Origin of the sequence: Edaphobacter sp. (assembly GCF_035763405.1) — a bacterium.
Classification (GTDB): Bacteria; Acidobacteriota; Terriglobia; order Terriglobales; family Acidobacteriaceae; genus Edaphobacter.
Genome location: NZ_DASUBE010000131.1, coordinates 1 through 17,280 on the forward strand (window position 1 = coordinate 1; position 17,280 = coordinate 17,280).

Consider the following 17,280-nt stretch of genomic DNA (forward strand, 5'->3'; position numbering starts at 1 on the left):
AGCCCGCGTTCGGCGGAGCGCCGAAGAGGAAGCTGGAGCTCAGGAACAGACCGCCGAAGAGGACGATCCAGTAACCAAAAGCATTCAAGCGCGGGAAGGCCATATCGCGCGCGCCGATCATCAGCGGGACGAGGTAGTTGCCGAAGCCGAACAGAATCGGCATCGCCATGAAGAAGATCATGGTGGTGCCGTGCATGGTGAAGAGCTGGTTGAAGACCTCAGGCGAGACGAAATGGTTGTTGGGGATCGCAAGCTGGATCCGCATCAGGATGGCTTCGACGCCGCCGATGATCAGGAACAGGATCGCCGAGGCGATGTACATGATGCCGATCTTTTTGTGATCGACGGTCGTGACCCAGTCGTAGATGACCTCGAACGCCGGGCGTTTGATGGCCTGGGTCTCATCGACTGCTTCCATGACGCGGGTTGCGGGTGACATGACGCGTTTCTTTCCTGAGCGGGTTAGTGAAGCGTGATGAGATAAGCCGTGATGAGGTCGAGGTCGTGCTGGTTCAGATGCATGGACGGCATCATCGCGCCGGGTTTAATGGTGCTGGGATCGTCGATCCATCGACGCAGGTTCTCTGGCGTATTGGGCACAGCGCCCGAGGCAAGCGTGTCGCGGCTGGCAAAGTGCGTCAGGTCGGGGCCGAAGCGTCCCGTCGCCACTGTTCCCGAGATGGTGTGGCAGTTGATGCAGGCGTTATGCATGAAGACCTGCTTGCCTTCAGCCGCAGCAGGGTTGCCGGTAAAGTCTTCGTTGGCAGGCTGCTTCTGGTGCTCGATCCATTTGGCGAAGTCGGCGGGCGAGTCGGCGTAGACGCGCAGGAGCATCTTGGCATGTTGCACGCCGCAGTACTGCGCGCACTGGCCCAGGTAGAGGCCGGGCTGCTCGGGGTCAATCCACATGACGTTGATGCGGTTCGGAATCAGATCCATCTTGCCTGCAAGACGCGGCACCCAGAAGCTGTGGTCGGTGTCGGCCGAGGTCATGTTGAGATAGGTGGGCGTCATGTTGGCCGGGTCGCTGACCGGCACATGCAGCTCGTTGGCCGTGACGACTCCAAATTTGGGATAACGATACTCCCACCAGAACTGGTGGCCGATGACGGTCACATCGAGCGCATTGCCGGGCTTGGGAATGTGTTCGGTGCCCAGGATGACGCGCGTGGTAGTGAGGAAAAGCATGATGACGATGAGGATGGGAATGACGGTCCAGGCAAGCTCGATCTGGTTGCTGCCGTAGATCTGGGCCGGTTCGCGGTCGGAGTCGCCGGGGCGGTGCCGGTAGCGGATGATCGCGTAGAGCAGCAGGCTCGCGACGATCAGAAAGACGACCAGCGTGACCGAGAGCACCAGCATCGACAGGCTGAAGATGGAGCGGGCCGGTGTTCCTGCAGGCGCGAAGATGTTGGTGGGAGATCCGGCGTACGCCGTGCCCGCGAGGGCCAGACTGCCGAGCACATTGCCGCCAACGAGGGCAGACAGCCGGAGTGTTCCGCCGGGGTGAGCCGTCGAATATCTGGCGAATGGGAACAAAGCAGTGTGACCTCACGAAGCTTTATTTCACCCAGCGCAGGTTCCTGAACCTTGTGTCTGGGACATGCTAATCCAATACTTAATTGATTTGCTCGGTTGAATCAAAAAATCACCGGTAATCGTTGACTTTGCTCCGGTAATCGGGCGATTTGGACGACTGGCTCGTCTTCTGGTTTTATTTCCGGTACTCCTTGTATACAGGCAGAATGGACGGCCTGACGCGGTCTTTGGTCGTTGCGCTTTTCGTCTGGTTATGCTCGCTCGGGCGCAGGTGGAAAAATGTTCAGGCTGGCTCGCTAACTAATCGTTTAGTTGATCCGTCTGAATGTTCAGAGAGCGGACATCCTTCCCGGGTTGTATGGGAGGTGCCTGCGATGGAGACGATGCCGCCAAAGAGATCCATCACGCTGACCGAAGCCGAGTTGAGGCTGATGAAGATTCTGTGGGAGCGCGGCGAGTCGGCCGTGGGCGATCTGGTGGCGGCGATGCCGGACGGGGCAACGCTGGCGTACAACTCCGTGCTGACTACAATTCGGATTCTTGAGCAGAAGGGATATGTACGGCACCGTCAGGCAGGCCGCGCCTTTATGTACAGCCCGTGCGTGGCTGAACAGGAGGCGGAACGCTCCGAGGTACGGAACATGATGCGGCGGTTCTTCGGCAACTCGCGCGAGCGGCTGCTGCTCTCGCTGCTGGGCGACGACGAGGTGACGCCTGAAGAACTGAAGCGGCTGAAAGACGCCATCGACCGTGCGGCGGATGACCGCCCGGAGGAAGTGTGACGGTCATGGATGCGAGCCTGATGCATTGGATTGGTGAGCTGGCCGCTGGACCGTCGCGGATTGCCGCCGGTGCGTTTGTTGCAGGACTTTGGCAAGGGCTGGTGCTGGCAGCCGGAGCGTGGCTGTGCCTGCGCATGACGCCGAAGGCTTCGGCCGCGGTGCGATTCGCTGTATGGACAGTGGTCTTCGCGGTGCTGGCGGTGCTTCCCTTTCTGCATATGCACGGCGGAGAAGCTGGGCAGGCGCTGGCGGCACATGGCGCGATGTTTCATGTCGATGCTCGATGGAGCTTTGCGATTGCCGGATTTTGGGCGGTGCTATCCCTGTTGCGCGCGGGCAGGTTGATTGTGAGCGGACTGCGGCTGCGCGCCATCTGGAAGCGCGCCACTCCGGTTGCGCCTGATGCTTTGCCGCTTGCCGTTGAGGGCTTACGTGGCGCGGAGCTTTGCACCTCGTGCGATGTGGATCGCCCGAGCGTGATCGGCTTCTTCTCGCCGCGCATTCTGGTTCCAGAAGAACTCTTTGAGGCATTGACTACTCCTGAGCTGGAACAGATTGTGCTCCACGAGCTGGGGCATCTGCGGCGGCGCGACGACTGGATCAATCTGGCGCAGAAGATCGGGCTGGTGCTGTTTCCGCTCAATCCCGCGCTGGTGTGGATCGAGCGGCGGCTGTGCTTCGAGCGCGAGCTGGCCTGTGACGACGATGTGCTGCGCATGACCCGCGCGCCGAAGGCGTATGCGCGCTGCCTGGCCAATCTGGCCGAACAGAGGATCGAGCGGCGGGCAGCGGCCCTTTCGCTGGGCGCGTGGGAGCGGCGGTCTGAACTTGGCCACCGTGTCCACAGCATTCTGCGCGGAAGCCCGGGTATGGGCCGCGCACAGTCTCGCGTCATGCTGGGTGTGATGGCCGTTGCCCTGCTGGGCAGCGCGACCGAGCTTGCTCGATGCCCACGGCTGGTGTCGTTCGCGGCTCCATCGTCGCCGTCCCTTACGGAGGCGGTTGCACAGCCCGCGATGTATCGCCCGGTCATGGCTGCGATGCCAGCGACCGCATCCGCTGGGGCGCATGAGACGCTGCTCAAGGCCACCATTCCAGTGGCTGCCACTACGTCCGCTTCAACGATCGTTCCGGTGGTGCATCGACAGCGCACACGGTCTCCGCAGCCCGCGTTGCGGCAGGTCAAAAAGATTCAACCCGCGCATCCACGCGTCGAGCAGTGGGTCGTGATGACTTCGTGGAGTTCGTCCGGTCCGAACGGGACGACGAGGGTTTCAAAGATGGTGTTCTCTGTGCCGGAGGAGCGCGGTGCTCGCCCGGCGTATGCGGCCGTGCCGACCTTTGACGGCTGGCTGCTCCTTCAACTTTAGTTCGTTCCATTCTCAGAAGAAGAGGTGCTTATTATGAAAGAGTCAACTAATCAATTAGTCGGTAGGGTGGCGCGGATTGGTGGCCTGACTGGGCTGGCGGCTGCGCTGGTTCTGGTGGGCACACTGATTGCCCGCCACGATGGTGTCAACGCGGCGAGCATCAGCTCGGCAGCACCGCTGGACGACAGCAGCGTTTCGTCGCTGGTGGCGCTGGACCACGCGGTCGAGTCGGTGGCCGCGCGCGTGACGCCCGCTGTAGTCAACGTTGCGGTGACGTCGAAGGAGACGCCCGAGCGCGGAGCAATGCAGAACCAGCAAGGACAGAATTTGCCTCCGGGCTTTTCGCAGTTCTTTGGCCCGAACGGCTTCTTCGGTCAGATGACTCCGCAGGGGCCGCAGATTGAGCACGGCATCGGCAGCGGCGTCATCATCTCGCCGGACGGTTACATCCTGACCAACGACCACGTCGTCAACGACGCGGTGAATGTGCGAGTGACGCTGCACGACCGCCGTGTGCTGAACGCCAAGGTTGTCGGCGTGGACAAGCTGACCGATCTCGCGGTCATCAAGGTGGACGCGACCGACCTGCCGACGATCGCCTGGGGCGATTCGACCAAGCTGAAGCCCGGCCAGACGGTGCTGGCCTTCGGCAGCCCGTTCGGCTACTTCCAGTTCTCGGTGACGCGCGGCATCGTCAGTGCGCTGAACCGGCCGAATCCTTATTCAGACAACCTGCGCAAGCCTGGCGGATACATCCAGACCGACGCGGCGATCAACCCCGGCAACTCGGGCGGTCCGCTGGTGAACGCGCACGGCGAGCTGATCGGCATCAACACGTTCATCATCTCGAACAGCGGCTCGTTTGCGGGCGCTGGGTTTGCGATTCCGTCGCAGCTTGCACACTCCGTTGCAGAGCAGATCATCAAGACCGGCTCGGTCCACCACGGCTATCTCGGCATTGCGATGAATGACGTGACTCCGGCAAACGCGAGCTTCTTCAACCTGAAGGACGCGACCGGTGCGATCGTCTCGCAGGTGACACCCGGTTCCCCGGCCGCGGACGCTGGCCTCAAGAGCGGTGACGTCATCCGCGAGCTGAATGGCGAGACGATGGAGAATGGCAGCGCACTCCAGGTGGCCGTCAGCGAAATGACGCCGGGTACAGCGATCACACTCGGCATCATTCGCAATGGCAGTCCGCAGACGGTCCACGTAAAGGTCGGCGAGTTCCACGCCAGCGGCGCCGAGACCGCGAGCACGGAGGGCAATAGCAACGCACATGCGAAGATCGGCGTCCAGGTCGGCGACCTGAATGCGGACGTGCGGCAGCAGTTCAACATTCCGGCGAGCGTGCATGGCGCGGTGGTCGAAGGTGTCAAGCCGGGCAGTCCGGCGGAGGATGCCGGGCTACAGGCGGGCGACGTCATCATGGAGGTGAACCGCCATGCCGTGTCTTCGGCGGAGGCGTGCGTCAACTCCGTCCACGCCAGCCCGGCGGGGAAGGACCTGCTGCTGCTGGTCTGGTCGCAGGGCAACGCAAGCTACCGGATCGTCCACCCGGACAACTCGAACCAGTAAATAGCTGCTGGAAGGGCCGCTGCCTTGATGGCGGCGGCCTTTTCTCTGCCCGCTCCTGCAACCGATTACGCTGCCGTTGGCAATGCGCTAGACTGTTCGCAACAGCAGGTTTCCGCTGCGTTCGCCTAGCGGTAAACCAACAAACTGGACGCTCACAAAGATGAACATTCGAGAAGTTGCAAAACGGGCCGGCGTGTCCACCGCCACGGTATCGCGGGTCGTCAACGGAACGGTCCCGGTTACCTCGCGCACGGAGCGCCGCGTGCGCGAGGCCATCAAAACGCTCGGCTACTTCCCTAACTCCCACGCGCGCACGCTCGGCTCCGGCAAAAGCCACATGTACGGGCTGATTATCTCGGACATCACCAACCCGTTCTTCCCCGACATCGCCAAAGGCTTCGAGCGCATTGCGGTCGAGCACGGGCAGGAACTGCTGATCGCCAACACCGACTATCAGCCGCAGCGGATGCAGGTCTGCGTCCGCAGAATGCTGGAGCGCAAGGTGGACGGCGTCGCCATCATGACCTCCGAGATGGACCCGAAGCTGGTCCAGTTGCTGAACAAGCGCGGCATTCCCATCGTCTTTCTGGACACGGGCAAGGTGGGACGCATGACCAGCAACATCTTCATCGACTATGACGGCGGCATTGAGTTGGCGATTGACCATTTGGTGTCTCTGGGACACCGCAGGATCGCCTTCGTTAGCGGACCGCAGTCGCTGCCTTCAGCAAAGACACGCACCGACGCTTTTCTCCGTTCGCTCAAAAAGCGCGGCATCAAGATTGGCCCGGAGTACATCGTCACTGGGGACCACCACATCGACGGAGGCAAGGCCGCGACCGAGAAGCTGCTGAAGCTGCCCAACCCACCGACGGCCGTACTGGCCTCGAATGACCTCTCCGCAATCGGCGTCATGGGCGCGGTCCACGAGGCGGGCCTGCGCGTACCCGAGGACATCTCCGTTGTCGGCTTCGACGACATTGAACTAAGCAGCTTCCTCTATCCACCTCTGAGCACCGTTCATGTGCCGCGCGCTGAAATTGCCTCCCGCGCCTTCACCGCACTCTATAACGCCAGTCACAAAGGTGTGGACCACGGCGTTGAATACAGGGTCTCGACCGAACTGATCGTCCGGCAATCGACCGCAGCGGTCAAGAATGGCGCTCTGGCTAAGCCTTGATGCATTTGAATCTTCTCCATCTTGGGCGTGTTCCATATGCTGAGGGCCTTGCCATCCAGCAGCGCGTCGTCGCCGCGCGCAAGGCCGGCGTTATCGGAGATGCGCTGCTGCTTGTTGAGCATCCTCCTGTGCTGACGCTGGGGCGCAATGCTCATCGTTCCAACGTGCTTGCTTCCGATGAATTTCTCGCCGCGCGCGGCATCGAACTGCACGAGATCAACCGCGGGGGCGATGTGACGTACCACGGGCCGGGGCAGCTTGTGGGCTACCCCATCCTCGACCTGCGCGGCGAGTGGCCCGGCAAGAAGGGGCCTCATCTGGGCCCGGTCGATTACGTGCGCATGATCGAGGACACGCTGATCCGCGTCTGCGGCGAGTTTGGCGTGATGGCGCAGCGCATCTGCGGACTGACAGGCGTGTGGACGCTGGCCGGCGGCAGTGTTCCGGAGAAGAAGATCGCCGCCATCGGCGTGCATGTCTCGGCGGGCGTCACCTCGCATGGCTTTGCGCTGAATGTGACGACGGACCTGCGTGACTTCCAATGGATTGTGCCGTGCGGCATCGCGGACAAGCCCGTGACGAGCCTCGAACTCGAAGCCGCACCCGGACACGCGCCTACGATGGACGCCGCGATGCACGCGACGGCGCGCCACTTCGGGCGAGTATTTGGACGGCAGATGCTGTGGCGGGGCTCGGTGGACGAGTTGCTCGCCGCGTCTGCCGAAAAACTTAACACCGGCCTACACCGATAGCACCGATACGACCACGGATTGGTGCTATTCGCGCAGATCCGTATCGAGTCGTTTCACGGCGTTCGCTTACCGCCCGTAACAGGCAGGCAGCGGGCTTGCCGCCGTATAATCCGATACGTATATGTCCCGATTGCGCAGTGGCCCGCCATGTGCGGATTGCCTGATCTGCGCGCCCGAACAGAACTGGAGAAGGAACTTTCATGCCGACCGACATAGTCATGCCCCAGATGGGCGAATCCATCACCGAAGGTACCATCACCAAGTGGCTCAAGAAGCCCGGCGACAGCGTGCAGCGCGACGAGCCGCTCTTTGAAATCTCGACCGACAAGGTGGACGCCGAGATTCCCTCGCCCGTTGCGGGCACGCTCAAGGAGATCAAGATCGCCGAAGGCACCACGGTGCAGATCAATACGGTCGTGGCCGTGATCGATGGCGCAGACTCGGCTGCCGCGGCTCCTGCACCTGCCGCTCCTGCACCTGCCGCTTCTGCACCTGCAAAGACCGAGGCTTCGACTGCTCCCGTCGTGCCGGAGAAAGCTAAACCTGCTCCTGCTGCTGGTCCCGGCACCGACGTGCTAATGCCGCAGATGGGCGAGTCCATCACCGAAGGCACGATTACCAAGTGGCTCAAGAAGGTGGGCGACAGCGTTCAGCGCGACGAGCCTATCTTTGAAATTTCGACCGACAAGGTGGACGCGGAAATACCTTCGCCCGTCGCCGGCACACTTACCGAGATCAAGGTTCCCGAAGGTGCAACGGTCACAATCAACACGGTGGTCGCAGTCATCGGGGGAGGCGCGGCCAAACCTGCCGCGGCTCCGGCCCCTGTGGTTGCTGCCCCTGCCGCCGCTCCGGCGCCTGTCGCTGCTGCTGCTCCTGCACGCACCGAAGGCGAACGCCTGCGCTCTTCGCCGCTGGTGCGCAAGATTGCCAAGGAGAACAATGTCGATCTCGGTGCGGTTGCAGGCACCGGGGCTTCGGGCCGCATCACCAAGGCCGACATCCTGGGCCATCTCGAAGGCGGCGCAAAGCCATCAGCAGCGCCTGCGGTTGCTCCGGCTGCTGTTGCGGTTGCGCCTGCCGCAAAGCCTGCCGCGCCCGCGCAGCCTCTGCCCGGCGAGTTGGTTCAGATGTCGAAGATGCGCGTCATCATTGCCGAGCGCATGGTCGAGTCGAAGCACACCAGCCCGCACGTCCACACAGTCTTTAAGGTGGACATGACGCGCATCGTCCGGCTCCGCGAAAAAGAGAAGGCGAAGTATGAGCAGCGCAACGGCGTCAAGCTGACCTACATGCCCTTCATCACCCGCGCGGCCATCGCAGCTTTGCGCAAACATCCCATCGTCAACGGATCGATTGAGGGCACGGCGATCCGCTACAACAAGAACATCAACGTCGGCATCGCAGTTGCGCTGGACTGGGGCCTCATCGTGCCGGTCATCAAGCAGGCGGAGGAGAAGAACTTCCTTGGCATCACGCGCGCCATTGTGGACATCGCCGATCGCGCCCGCGGCAAGAAGCTCGCGCCCGACGAGATCTCCGGCGGCACCTTCACGCTGACCAACTCCGGCATCTTCGGCGAGCAGTTCGGCATGCCCATTATCAACCAGCCGCAGTCGGCCATTCTCGGCATCGGCGGCCTGAACAAAGAGGCCGTCGTCCTCACCGATAAGGACGGCAGCGACTCCATCGCCATCCGCTCCATCCAGCGATTCACGCTCGGCTTCGACCACCGCATCATCGACGGCGCCGACGCGGGCAAGTTCATGTCGGACTTCAAGGCTTATCTGGAGAACTGGAGCGAAGACATCGGATAAAGAAAGACCGATAAAAGGTTTTGTAAAACAAGCGCGGCGACCGAAGTCTGCCGCGCTTGTTTTGTTCTGACTTATGTTGCCTCCACCGAGATACGCGCCTGCATGGTGTGGCTTGCACCCGCGGCAAGTGTGACGGCATTCACCCCGGCATTTGCCGTCTCGCAGCAGACGAACTCGTGCCACTCGTTCGCCTCCAGGTCCGCGAGCCGTGCTGCGCCTTCCTGCCAAGGGTTCCACACCACTGTGGTGTTCGAGCCTGATTTCTCTACGGTGATTCGCCGCCTGCCTGCCTTGTCGTCGATCGTGCAGGCAGCGGCAGTATTTTCGTACATGCGATCGGTCGCTCCGGAGAACGTCACCAGGCCATGCTGCGCCTTCGGCTTGAAGCTGTCCGTCTTGTCCAGATAGGTCGCGCCGTCAAGCCCCGCGATCTCCGTCTCGTGCGCATCGCCCACGGCGAAGTAGGTGTGAAGCGCCTCTTCAAACACGAGCGGCGAGGCCGCATCGTTGACCACCGTCAACTGCATCGTCAGCGTGCGGCCAACTGTCACGCGGTATGCCAGACGGAATCTGTCAAAGCCAAGCTCACGGCCCAGCGCCGTGGGGCCAAGTGTGAAGGTCAGGTGAAGCTCTTCGTCTGCGAGTGCGGCAAAGGCCAGCGTCCACGGTTCGATGCGCGCAAAGCCGTGTGAAGGACCGGGCCTGCCGTCGTGCCGCGTCGCAAACCAGGGGAACGAAATCGGCACACCGCCGCGAATCGCCTTGCCCGGAGCTAACTCGCTCTTTCGGCTGAGAAAGATGGCGGGTTTCTGCTCTGCAGGCTGCCATGCCGCCACATGCGCCCCTTGCAGATAAATCGTGGCCGTAGCTGCCCGCGACGTAATCGCCGCGTAGATAAGGCCCCCAGGCGCCTCATTGAATGCCAGCACTCCCGGGATGGCAAAGTCTTCTGTGAGCTGTGCTATGTCCATGGTGCAAGTGTAGACGACCCCTGAAATCTGGTCGGCCAGTTGCCATCCTTCCGCACGTGTGATGAGTTGCCCTCAGCCCGCAGCCATTATGCTTAAACTCATCATGCAACGCATCTTTGTCCGCCTACTGCTTGCTGTCGCGCTCTTTTCGACAGCCGCGATGAGCGCCCGCGCGATCGAGGTTAAGGTCTCGGCCAACGCGCTGGAGCGCACGCTGCGCGCGCAGCTCTTCAACGGCCCCGAAGGGCGCTACTACCTGCGCGGCAACCCGCACTCAAGCTGCTACGTCTACGCCGACTCGCCGCACGTTACTTTCGCGGGTGACCGCATCGTCGTCCACGTCCACACGCGGTCGCGGATGGGCGCATCGGTGATGGGGGCCTGCGTCGGGCTCTCGCTTTCGACCAACGCCGACGTCTCGCTCGTTCCCGAGGGCGAGGGCGAATCGATTGGCTTCCGCGACGCACGCATTGAGCGGCTCAGCGAGTCGCGCGAGCTGAACTTTCTGCTCGTCCCCTTCCTCAGCGGCAAGCTGCCTGCGCAGATGAAGGTGAATGCCGCCGACCTTGCTCGCCAGCTTCTCACGCGCTCGGCTGAAACCACCGGCTACCGCGTCACGCTTAACTCGCTCAAGATGCACTCCATGCTGGTGCAGGGCGACTCGCTCGTGCTCGATGTGGATGCCAGCATGAACGTGGACTGACGGCTGCTTTGGTTTAGCTGATTTTTCTATATCTTCTGGACGCGCTGCACCTCGCGCACGCCGGAGACACGCCGGAGACGCTCCACCAGCCGGTTCAGGTGCCTGAGGTCCACCGTCTCGACCACGAAGTCCACCGCAACCTGCCCGTCTTCAATAGTCCGCGTGTCCACGCTGCGGATGTTGGTGCCGTCGTCGGAGATGATTGCCGTAAACTCCTTCAGCATTCCGGTGCGGTCGTCGCAGAGCACAGTCAGCTTCACCGGATACGTCTGCTGCTTCACTGCGCCCGGCTCGCTATGCGACGGTGCCCACTCCACCTGAATCCGCCGGTCAGATTCATAGAGCAGATTCTGCACGTTCGGACAGCTTCGAGCGTGAACAGCGACGCCCTTACCGCGCGTCACGTAGCCGATAATCTCCTCGCCACGAATTGGATTGCAACAGCGCGCGCGGTAGACCAGCAGGTCGTCCTTGCCCTCGACCTGGAGCGATTCGGAGCCTTTACCGAAGAAGACGCGCTTCACCGCCTCCGACATCTGCCCCAGCGTGTTCGCAACGCCCGCCTCGGGTGCGGCAGGTTCTGCGGCCATTGTCGAACCTGGTTCGAGTTTGTTCAACACCTGCCGTGCCGAGAGCTTGCCGAAGCCCACGCCGGAGAGCAATTCCATCTGCGTGCCCAGACCATACTCGCCGGCCACGCGGACATAATCTGCCTCGGTGAACTTTGTGAGTGAGAGCTTATACTTGCGCGCCTCACGTTCGAGCAGCTTGCGGCCAATCTCGATGGCGCGCTCGCGTTGGTGTTCGTTCAGCCAGTGCTTGATCTTGTTGCGCGCGCGCGAGCTTTTGACGAAGCTCAACCAGTCGCGGCTGGGAGCGTGCCCAGCCTGCGTCACAATCTCGACGATGTCGCCGTTGCGCAGCCGAGTGCGCAGCGGGACGATGCGCCCATTCACCTTCGCCCCAACGGTTGTGTCTCCCACCTGGGTGTGGATGGCGTAAGCGAAATCGACAGGGCTCGCGTCCTTAGGCAGCACCACAACCTTGCCCTTCGGCGTGAAGGTGTAGACCTCCTCCGGGTACAGGTCGATCTTGAGGGTGGACATAAACTCGTTCGGGTCCGACATCTCCCGCTGCCACTCCATCAACTGCCTGACCCACGCCAGCCGCTGCTCGTCCTTGGCGCTGACGTTGTCGTCCGCCTTGTACTTCCAGTGCGCAGCGATACCCTCCTCGGCGACGCGGTGCATGTCTTCGGTGCGAATCTGCACCTCGAACTGGTGCCCTCCTTCGGCGATCAGCGTCGTATGCAGCGACTGGTAGAGATTCGGCCGCGGCATGGCGATGAAGTCCTTGATGCGCCCCGGAACCGGCCGCCACGTCGAGTGCAGGAGCCCCAGCAGCGCGTAGCAGTCCTGCACCGTCTGGACGATCACGCGCACGGCGAGCAGGTCGTACACCTGATCGACGGGGATCTTCTGGTCATTCAGCTTCTGCTGGATGGAATAGAGCCGCTTGATGCGCCACTCCACGCGCCCCTGAATGTGGTGCTCCTTCAGCTTGGCCTCAAGCTGCCTGACGATCTTTTCGAGAAACTCTTCGCCTGCACCGCGCAGCTTGCCTACCTCGGTCGAGACGCGCTCGTACCCATACGGGTCGGTATAGCGGAAGGCCAGGTCTTCCAACTCGCCGCGCAGCTTGCCCATGCCCAGTCTGTGCGCCAGTGGAGCGTAGACATCGAGCGTCTCCTTCGCAATCTTCTGTTGCTTCTCAGGCTTCAGGTGCTCGAGCGTGCGCATGTTGTGCAGGCGGTCGGCCAGCTTGATGATGACCACACGCACGTCCGTCACCATGGCCAGCAGCATCTTGCGGATGTTCTCCGCCTGATGGTCCTCGCGGTTGGCGAACTTGATCTTGTCGAGCTTGGTGACGCCCTCGACGATGTGCGCCACCTGCTCGTTGAACCGTTTGGCAATCTCCGCCGAGGTCACGTCCGTGTCTTCGACGGCATCATGCAGCAGACCCGAGGCGATTGCGGTTGAGTCCATCTTCAGCTCGGCCAGCACCTGCGCCACTTCGAGCGGATGAATCACATACGGCTCGCCCGAGGCGCGCTTCTGCCCCTCGTGCTTCTCCAGGCAGAACTCCCACGCCTTGCGAATGATTTCGAGGTCGTCCCCGGGCCGGTTTTCATGGACCGTTTCGAGTACGCGCTCAAATTTGTCGTCGATGACCTTGACGTCGGTCGCTGAAAGTCCTTGCAGATGCGAGGCCGCCGAGGGGATTACATCCACCTCTAAGTCATTGGCGCTCAATGACGTATTGCCTCCTGCTGTCGCAGGTTGTACCTCATCCGGGACGCCCGGGTCAGGCTGGGCAGACGAATTTGGTCCCTTCTCCGAACGCGACATCGAGCCAACCCCCGAAGAGGCTGAATTTACGGGAACCATAGGCAATTATAGGCCGGACGGTCAACCCTTCGCCGGAACTTCCGCAGCGTCGGGAAGCTCTGATTAAGCATCGGAGGACCGCGGAATGAATCGGCGCAGAAAAGAAATACAGGGATTCTTCCCATTCGACTTCGCTCAGGGCAGGCTGCTGCGCTCAGAATGACGGGGCAAAAATCGGAGACTTAATCAGCGGTTCCTTAATGCTTCGCTGCCTGACGGTAGGCTTCGACCTGCTGGGCGTGTTCCTTGAGGCTGGCGGAGAAACGGCTGTGGCCTGCGGCGTCGCTGACGAAGTAGAGATAGTCGGTCTGCGCGGGAGACAAGGCTGCTCGCAGCGAGGCGATGCCCGGGTTGCAGATGGGCCCCGGCGGCAGGCCGGTGTGTTTATAGGTGTTGTAGGGCGAGGGCGACGCGAGATCGCTCGCATAGATGGTCCCGCGCCAGCGGTCCTGAAGCAGCGCCGCATAGATGACCGTGGGGTCGGTGGCTAGCGGCATCCCTTTGGCGAGCCGGTTGACGAAGACGCCTGCGACCAGCGGGCGCTCCTCGGGCTGGCTGACTTCTTTTTCGATCAGCGACGCCATGATGACCGTCCGGTTGACGTCGCCGGTCATGCTGAGCCGTGCTGAGACCTGATGAAAGCGCCGCACCATGGCCGTCAGGATCTGTAGCGGGGTGGCTTTGCGCGGAAAGTAGTAGGTGTCGGGGAAGAGGTAGCCTTCGAGCGAGGCGGGATGCGGCGCGTCTTTGGGCAGCCATTGCGCTATCAACTCAGTGTGCTGGCGCTCGGCGGAGAGAAAGGCATCGCGGGTGCCGAAGCCTTGGTCCTGAACCGCTTGGGCAATGTCGAAGATGTTGTAGCCCTCGGGGATGGTCAGAGCACGGGTGTAGATGTCGCCGCGCGCGATGCGGCGGTAGACCTCCGTCATGGACACGGGGTGGTCGAAGCGATACTCACCGGCCTGGAGACGACCGCCGAGCAGAGGGCGCAGCAGGTCAAAGCCGTACCGACTGCGGATCACGCCCGCGAGCTCAAGCTGTGCCGCAACCGCAGCAGTCCCGGTGTGCGGCGCAATCTCGACAAAGGTTTCCTGCGAGGGGCCGTAGGGTGTGCGGACGACCCATGCGGCAGCGCCTGCAAGGATGAGAACAAGAACGAGCAGAGTCCCGAGAAACTTCAAAACGCACATGCCTCCATCGGTACTTTAGACGATTTCACAGAGGATGCGGCGGGGTAGACTCGAAGGATGGAGCGAGAGCAGGAGCAGGACGCACCTCCGCGAGTGATGGGGTTCGACGTGGGCGACCGGCGGATTGGGCTGGCGCTCTCCGACCCTCTCGGCCAAACAGCGCAGCCTCTCTTCACTCTGCACCGCACCAACCGCAAAGCCGACTTCAAGTGGCTGGGCCGCATGTTACGCAAGCATGGGGTCCGAGAGGCCGTCGTGGGACTGCCGCTCTATATGTCCGGCGACCGCAGTCCGCAGGCGGCCAAGTCCGAGGCGTTTGCCGAGGAGCTGCGCGCCGAATTCGGCCTCACCGTCCACCTGTGGGACGAGCGGCTGACGACCGCCGAGGCGCACCGGCATCTGGACGAGGCCGGCCACGCCGTCCAAGGGCGAAAAGGCATCATCGACCAGGTAGCGGCGGTGCTGATTCTGCAATCGTTTCTCGACGCCCGTCGGCACCAGCGGCAGCACGCCGGCGAAGTGGGTGCAACGAAAGGCGTTTAGCGGGCAGAACGACCGCTGGGAGCCTCCCATCGGCGGCTTTGCATCGTATAATGTTGTTTTCACCTCAATGCACTGGGAACGGCCGTGTGAACGCGGGCGGCAGTGCCATGGAAGGTTCCATGCCCGAACAGGTAATGAAGCGGCTCGCAGAAGAGATCAAGGCACTTGAATACGAGCTGACCACCGAATTGCCGGCCGAGATCAAAAAGGCCGTCGCTCTGGGCGACCTGAGCGAGAACGCCGAGTATCACATGGCCAAACAGCGCCAGGTTTTCGTGAACGCCCGGCTGGGTCAGTTGAAGAAGCGCATGGGTGAGCTGGCGATGGTCAACCTGGTCAATATCCCGGCAGATAAGGTGGGTTTCGGCTCGACCGTCACGGTCTTCGATTCGAGCAAGGACGAGGAGTTGAAGTACCAGTTGGTGACAAGCGAAGAGTCGGACGTCTCGAAGGGGTTGATCTCGACCACTTCGCCGATTGGTCGCGCGATCCTCGGCAAGAAGGTCGGCGACACCGCTACTGTGGTGACGCCCAACGGCAACCGCGAGCTTGAGATCCTGAAGCTCGTGACGATTCACGACTCTCCGGAGTAGATTTCCTGCGTAGGCAATGCGCAGCAACGCAAACGCCGGCAACATATCTGGTAAAAGGGAACGCGGGGCTCGGCGCCCCTGAGGGCTGGTTTTGACCTGGACACGCGCATTCGGTAAAGGCAGTGGGTGGTTGCTGCAGAAGATCGTCAACGGTCTTGCGCTGACTCGCATCTCGCCGAACGTGCTGACTTTCATCGGGCTCGTTATCAACATCGTCGCCGCGTGTTTCTTCGGCTTTGCGCGCGTCTCGAACGCCAACCGGATGTTCCTCTACGCTGGGCTGATTATCATCGGCGCGGGCATCTTCGACATGGTGGACGGCCGCGTGGCGCGCGCCACCAACCAGGTCTCGGTCTTCGGCGCATTCTTCGACTCGGTGATGGACCGCTACTCCGACGTGGCCATCTTCTTCGGCCTGATGATCTTCTACGCACGCGGCAACCGCCTGTTCTACGTCGGCCTGGTGGCCTTCGTCATGACCGCCTGCGTCATGGTGAGCTACACCCGCGCACGCGCTGAGGCACTGATCGGCACCTGCAAGGTCGGCTTCATGGAGCGGCCCGAGCGCATCGTCTGCGTCATCCTTGGCGCGCTGTGCAACCGCTGGGGCGTAATGGGTCCCGCGCTCTGGGTGTTGGCTGTGTTTTCGACCCTCACCGTCGTGCATCGCATCCGCCACACCTACCTCGAAACTGAGCGGCGCAAACACGCCGCGCTGGAGCAGTCCGGCTCGCTCCGGTAAACTCTGGAGCGGATGAAGACTGTTCCTACACTCCTGATTCATGGCGGCGCCTGGGCGATGCCCGACGATGCTGTTGCCGCGCACGAAGCGGGCATTGCCAATGCGCTGGCAGCGGGCTATTCGATACTTGAAAAAGACGGCAGCGCCGTTGATGCGGTCGAGGCCGCCGTCGCCGTCATGGAAGACGACGAGACCTTCGACGCGGGGCGCGGTTCGTTCCTCACCTCCGATGGCCGCGTGCAGATGGATGCGCTGTTGATGAACGGCGAGAATCTACGCACTGGCGGCGTAGCCTGCGTCGAGCGGCTGCGCAATCCTATCCACGCCGCGCGGCTGGTGCTCGACCGAAGCCCGCACGTCTACTTTGTCGGTCAGGGCGCGGAGCAGTTTGCCGAGCAGCGCGGCATGGCGCTTTGCAACAACTCCGATCTCGTCATACCGCGCGAGCTGGAACGGCTCGAAAAGGCTCAGGCAGCCGAGCGCGCAGGCCACGGAGACACTACCTTTTCCGGTCCGCACGCCTCTGACCACGCTTCGCACGACACCGTCGGTGCAGTCGCGCTCGATGCGCACGGGAATCTTGCAGCGGGCACGAGCACCGGCGGCACGCTGAACAAGGCACCAGGACGCGTCGGCGACTCGTCGCTGATCGGCTGCGGCTGCTACGCCGACAACCGCTCCGCCGCCGTCTCGCTCACCGGCTGGGGCGAGCCGATCATGAAGCTGGTGCTGGGCAAATGGGCCGTGGACCGCGTCGCCGCAGGGGCCAGTCCCGACGAGGCCGCCCACGCCGCGATTGCCTATCTCTTCGACCGGCTCGGCGGACACGGCGGCATCATCCTGCTCGGCCCCGACGGGCGCATAGGGCTCGCGCACAACACGCCACGCATGGCGTGGGGCATCCGGACGCCGACGGGTATCGAGCTTGGCGTTACGCGCAATGGAAAAACCTAACACCGAGCTTCACCGGTAGCGCCGATTACCGTCACAGATTGGCTCTCCGATTTCTTCATCGGCCACAGATGTTCGGGTGCTCCGTCCTTCGCAGTTTGACTGTGAAGGGGGAGAGA

Annotated in this window: 16 protein-coding genes; 11 read left to right on the plus strand and 5 right to left on the minus strand. The window is 62.2% G+C overall.

The window, feature by feature from the left end; translation table 11 throughout:
* A partial coding sequence (locus VFU66_RS12805) for a cbb3-type cytochrome c oxidase subunit I (protein ID WP_326446653.1) occupies nt 1-439 on the minus strand: 439 nt, incomplete at its 3' end.
* A gap of 23 nt (nt 440-462) precedes the next feature.
* Nucleotides 463-1,539 carry a cytochrome c oxidase subunit II gene (coxB, locus tag VFU66_RS12810; protein ID WP_326446654.1) on the minus strand — a complete coding sequence of 359 codons (1,077 nt, stop codon included), beginning with the start codon at nt 1,537-1,539 and terminating at the stop codon, nt 463-465.
* 383 nt (nt 1,540-1,922) lie between these two features.
* Between coxB and VFU66_RS12815 the strand changes: the two genes are divergently transcribed.
* From VFU66_RS12815 to sucB, 6 genes are all read left to right on the plus strand, one after another.
* On the plus strand, nt 1,923-2,321 hold the full coding sequence (locus VFU66_RS12815) for a BlaI/MecI/CopY family transcriptional regulator (protein WP_326446655.1): 399 nt from the start codon (nt 1,923-1,925) through the stop codon (nt 2,319-2,321).
* Between the two features lie 5 nt (nt 2,322-2,326).
* Complete coding sequence (locus VFU66_RS12820) at nt 2,327-3,691, plus strand: M56 family metallopeptidase (protein WP_326446685.1); 1,365 nt, start codon at nt 2,327-2,329, stop codon at nt 3,689-3,691.
* Nucleotides 3,692-3,724: 33 nt separating this feature from the next.
* Entirely contained in the window at nt 3,725-5,269 is a 1,545-nt protein-coding gene (locus VFU66_RS12825; protein WP_326446656.1) for a trypsin-like peptidase domain-containing protein, read from the plus strand.
* A 160-nt stretch (nt 5,270-5,429) separates the two neighbouring features.
* Entirely contained in the window at nt 5,430-6,449 is a 1,020-nt protein-coding gene (locus VFU66_RS12830) for a LacI family DNA-binding transcriptional regulator (protein WP_326446657.1), read from the plus strand.
* On the plus strand, nt 6,449-7,201 hold the full coding sequence (gene lipB, locus VFU66_RS12835; RefSeq protein ID WP_326446658.1) for a lipoyl(octanoyl) transferase LipB: 753 nt from the start codon (nt 6,449-6,451) through the stop codon (nt 7,199-7,201). The genes VFU66_RS12830 and lipB overlap by 1 nt, the downstream gene beginning before the upstream one ends.
* Nucleotides 7,202-7,401: 200 nt before the next feature.
* The gene (gene sucB / locus VFU66_RS12840; protein ID WP_326446659.1) at nt 7,402-9,018 is read left to right on the plus strand and encodes a 2-oxoglutarate dehydrogenase, E2 component, dihydrolipoamide succinyltransferase; all 1,617 of its coding nucleotides are present in this window, start codon (nt 7,402-7,404) and stop codon (nt 9,016-9,018) included.
* 71 nt (nt 9,019-9,089) lie between these two features.
* On the opposite strand, the gene VFU66_RS12845 is transcribed toward sucB, so the two are convergent.
* Nucleotides 9,090-9,989 (minus strand): D-hexose-6-phosphate mutarotase, encoded by a 900-nt coding sequence (locus VFU66_RS12845; protein WP_326446660.1) that lies wholly within the window; start codon nt 9,987-9,989, stop codon nt 9,090-9,092.
* Between the two features lie 88 nt (nt 9,990-10,077).
* On the opposite strand from VFU66_RS12845, the gene VFU66_RS12850 reads away from it, so the two are divergent.
* On the plus strand, nt 10,078-10,692 hold the full coding sequence (locus tag VFU66_RS12850; RefSeq protein ID WP_326446661.1) for a hypothetical protein: 615 nt from the start codon (nt 10,078-10,080) through the stop codon (nt 10,690-10,692).
* Nucleotides 10,693-10,718: 26 nt separating this feature from the next.
* Here the strand turns inward: VFU66_RS12850 and VFU66_RS12855 are convergent, their stop codons facing one another.
* A complete protein-coding gene (locus VFU66_RS12855) occupies nt 10,719-12,923 on the minus strand; it encodes a RelA/SpoT family protein (RefSeq protein WP_414649442.1) in 2,205 nt (734 codons plus the stop codon).
* Between the two features lie 416 nt (nt 12,924-13,339).
* Entirely contained in the window at nt 13,340-14,323 is a 984-nt protein-coding gene (gene mltG / locus VFU66_RS12860; RefSeq protein WP_414649440.1) for an endolytic transglycosylase MltG, read from the minus strand.
* Between the two features lie 66 nt (nt 14,324-14,389).
* Between mltG and ruvX the strand changes: the two genes are divergently transcribed.
* The 4 genes from ruvX to VFU66_RS12880 all read left to right on the plus strand — a co-directional run bounded on the left by ruvX (nt 14,390) and on the right by VFU66_RS12880 (nt 17,164).
* On the plus strand, nt 14,390-14,875 hold the full coding sequence (gene ruvX / locus VFU66_RS12865) for a Holliday junction resolvase RuvX (RefSeq protein ID WP_326446663.1): 486 nt from the start codon (nt 14,390-14,392) through the stop codon (nt 14,873-14,875).
* Between the two features lie 119 nt (nt 14,876-14,994).
* Nucleotides 14,995-15,468 (plus strand): GreA/GreB family elongation factor, encoded by a 474-nt coding sequence (locus VFU66_RS12870; RefSeq protein ID WP_326446664.1) that lies wholly within the window; start codon nt 14,995-14,997, stop codon nt 15,466-15,468.
* Nucleotides 15,469-15,559: 91 nt separating this feature from the next.
* The gene (locus VFU66_RS12875; RefSeq protein ID WP_326446665.1) at nt 15,560-16,210 is read left to right on the plus strand and encodes a CDP-alcohol phosphatidyltransferase family protein; all 651 of its coding nucleotides are present in this window, start codon (nt 15,560-15,562) and stop codon (nt 16,208-16,210) included.
* A gap of 12 nt (nt 16,211-16,222) precedes the next feature.
* Nucleotides 16,223-17,164, plus strand: coding sequence for an isoaspartyl peptidase/L-asparaginase family protein (locus tag VFU66_RS12880; RefSeq protein ID WP_326446666.1), 942 nt, complete (start codon nt 16,223-16,225; stop codon nt 17,162-17,164).
* The last annotated feature ends 116 nt before the right edge of the window (nt 17,165-17,280 follow it).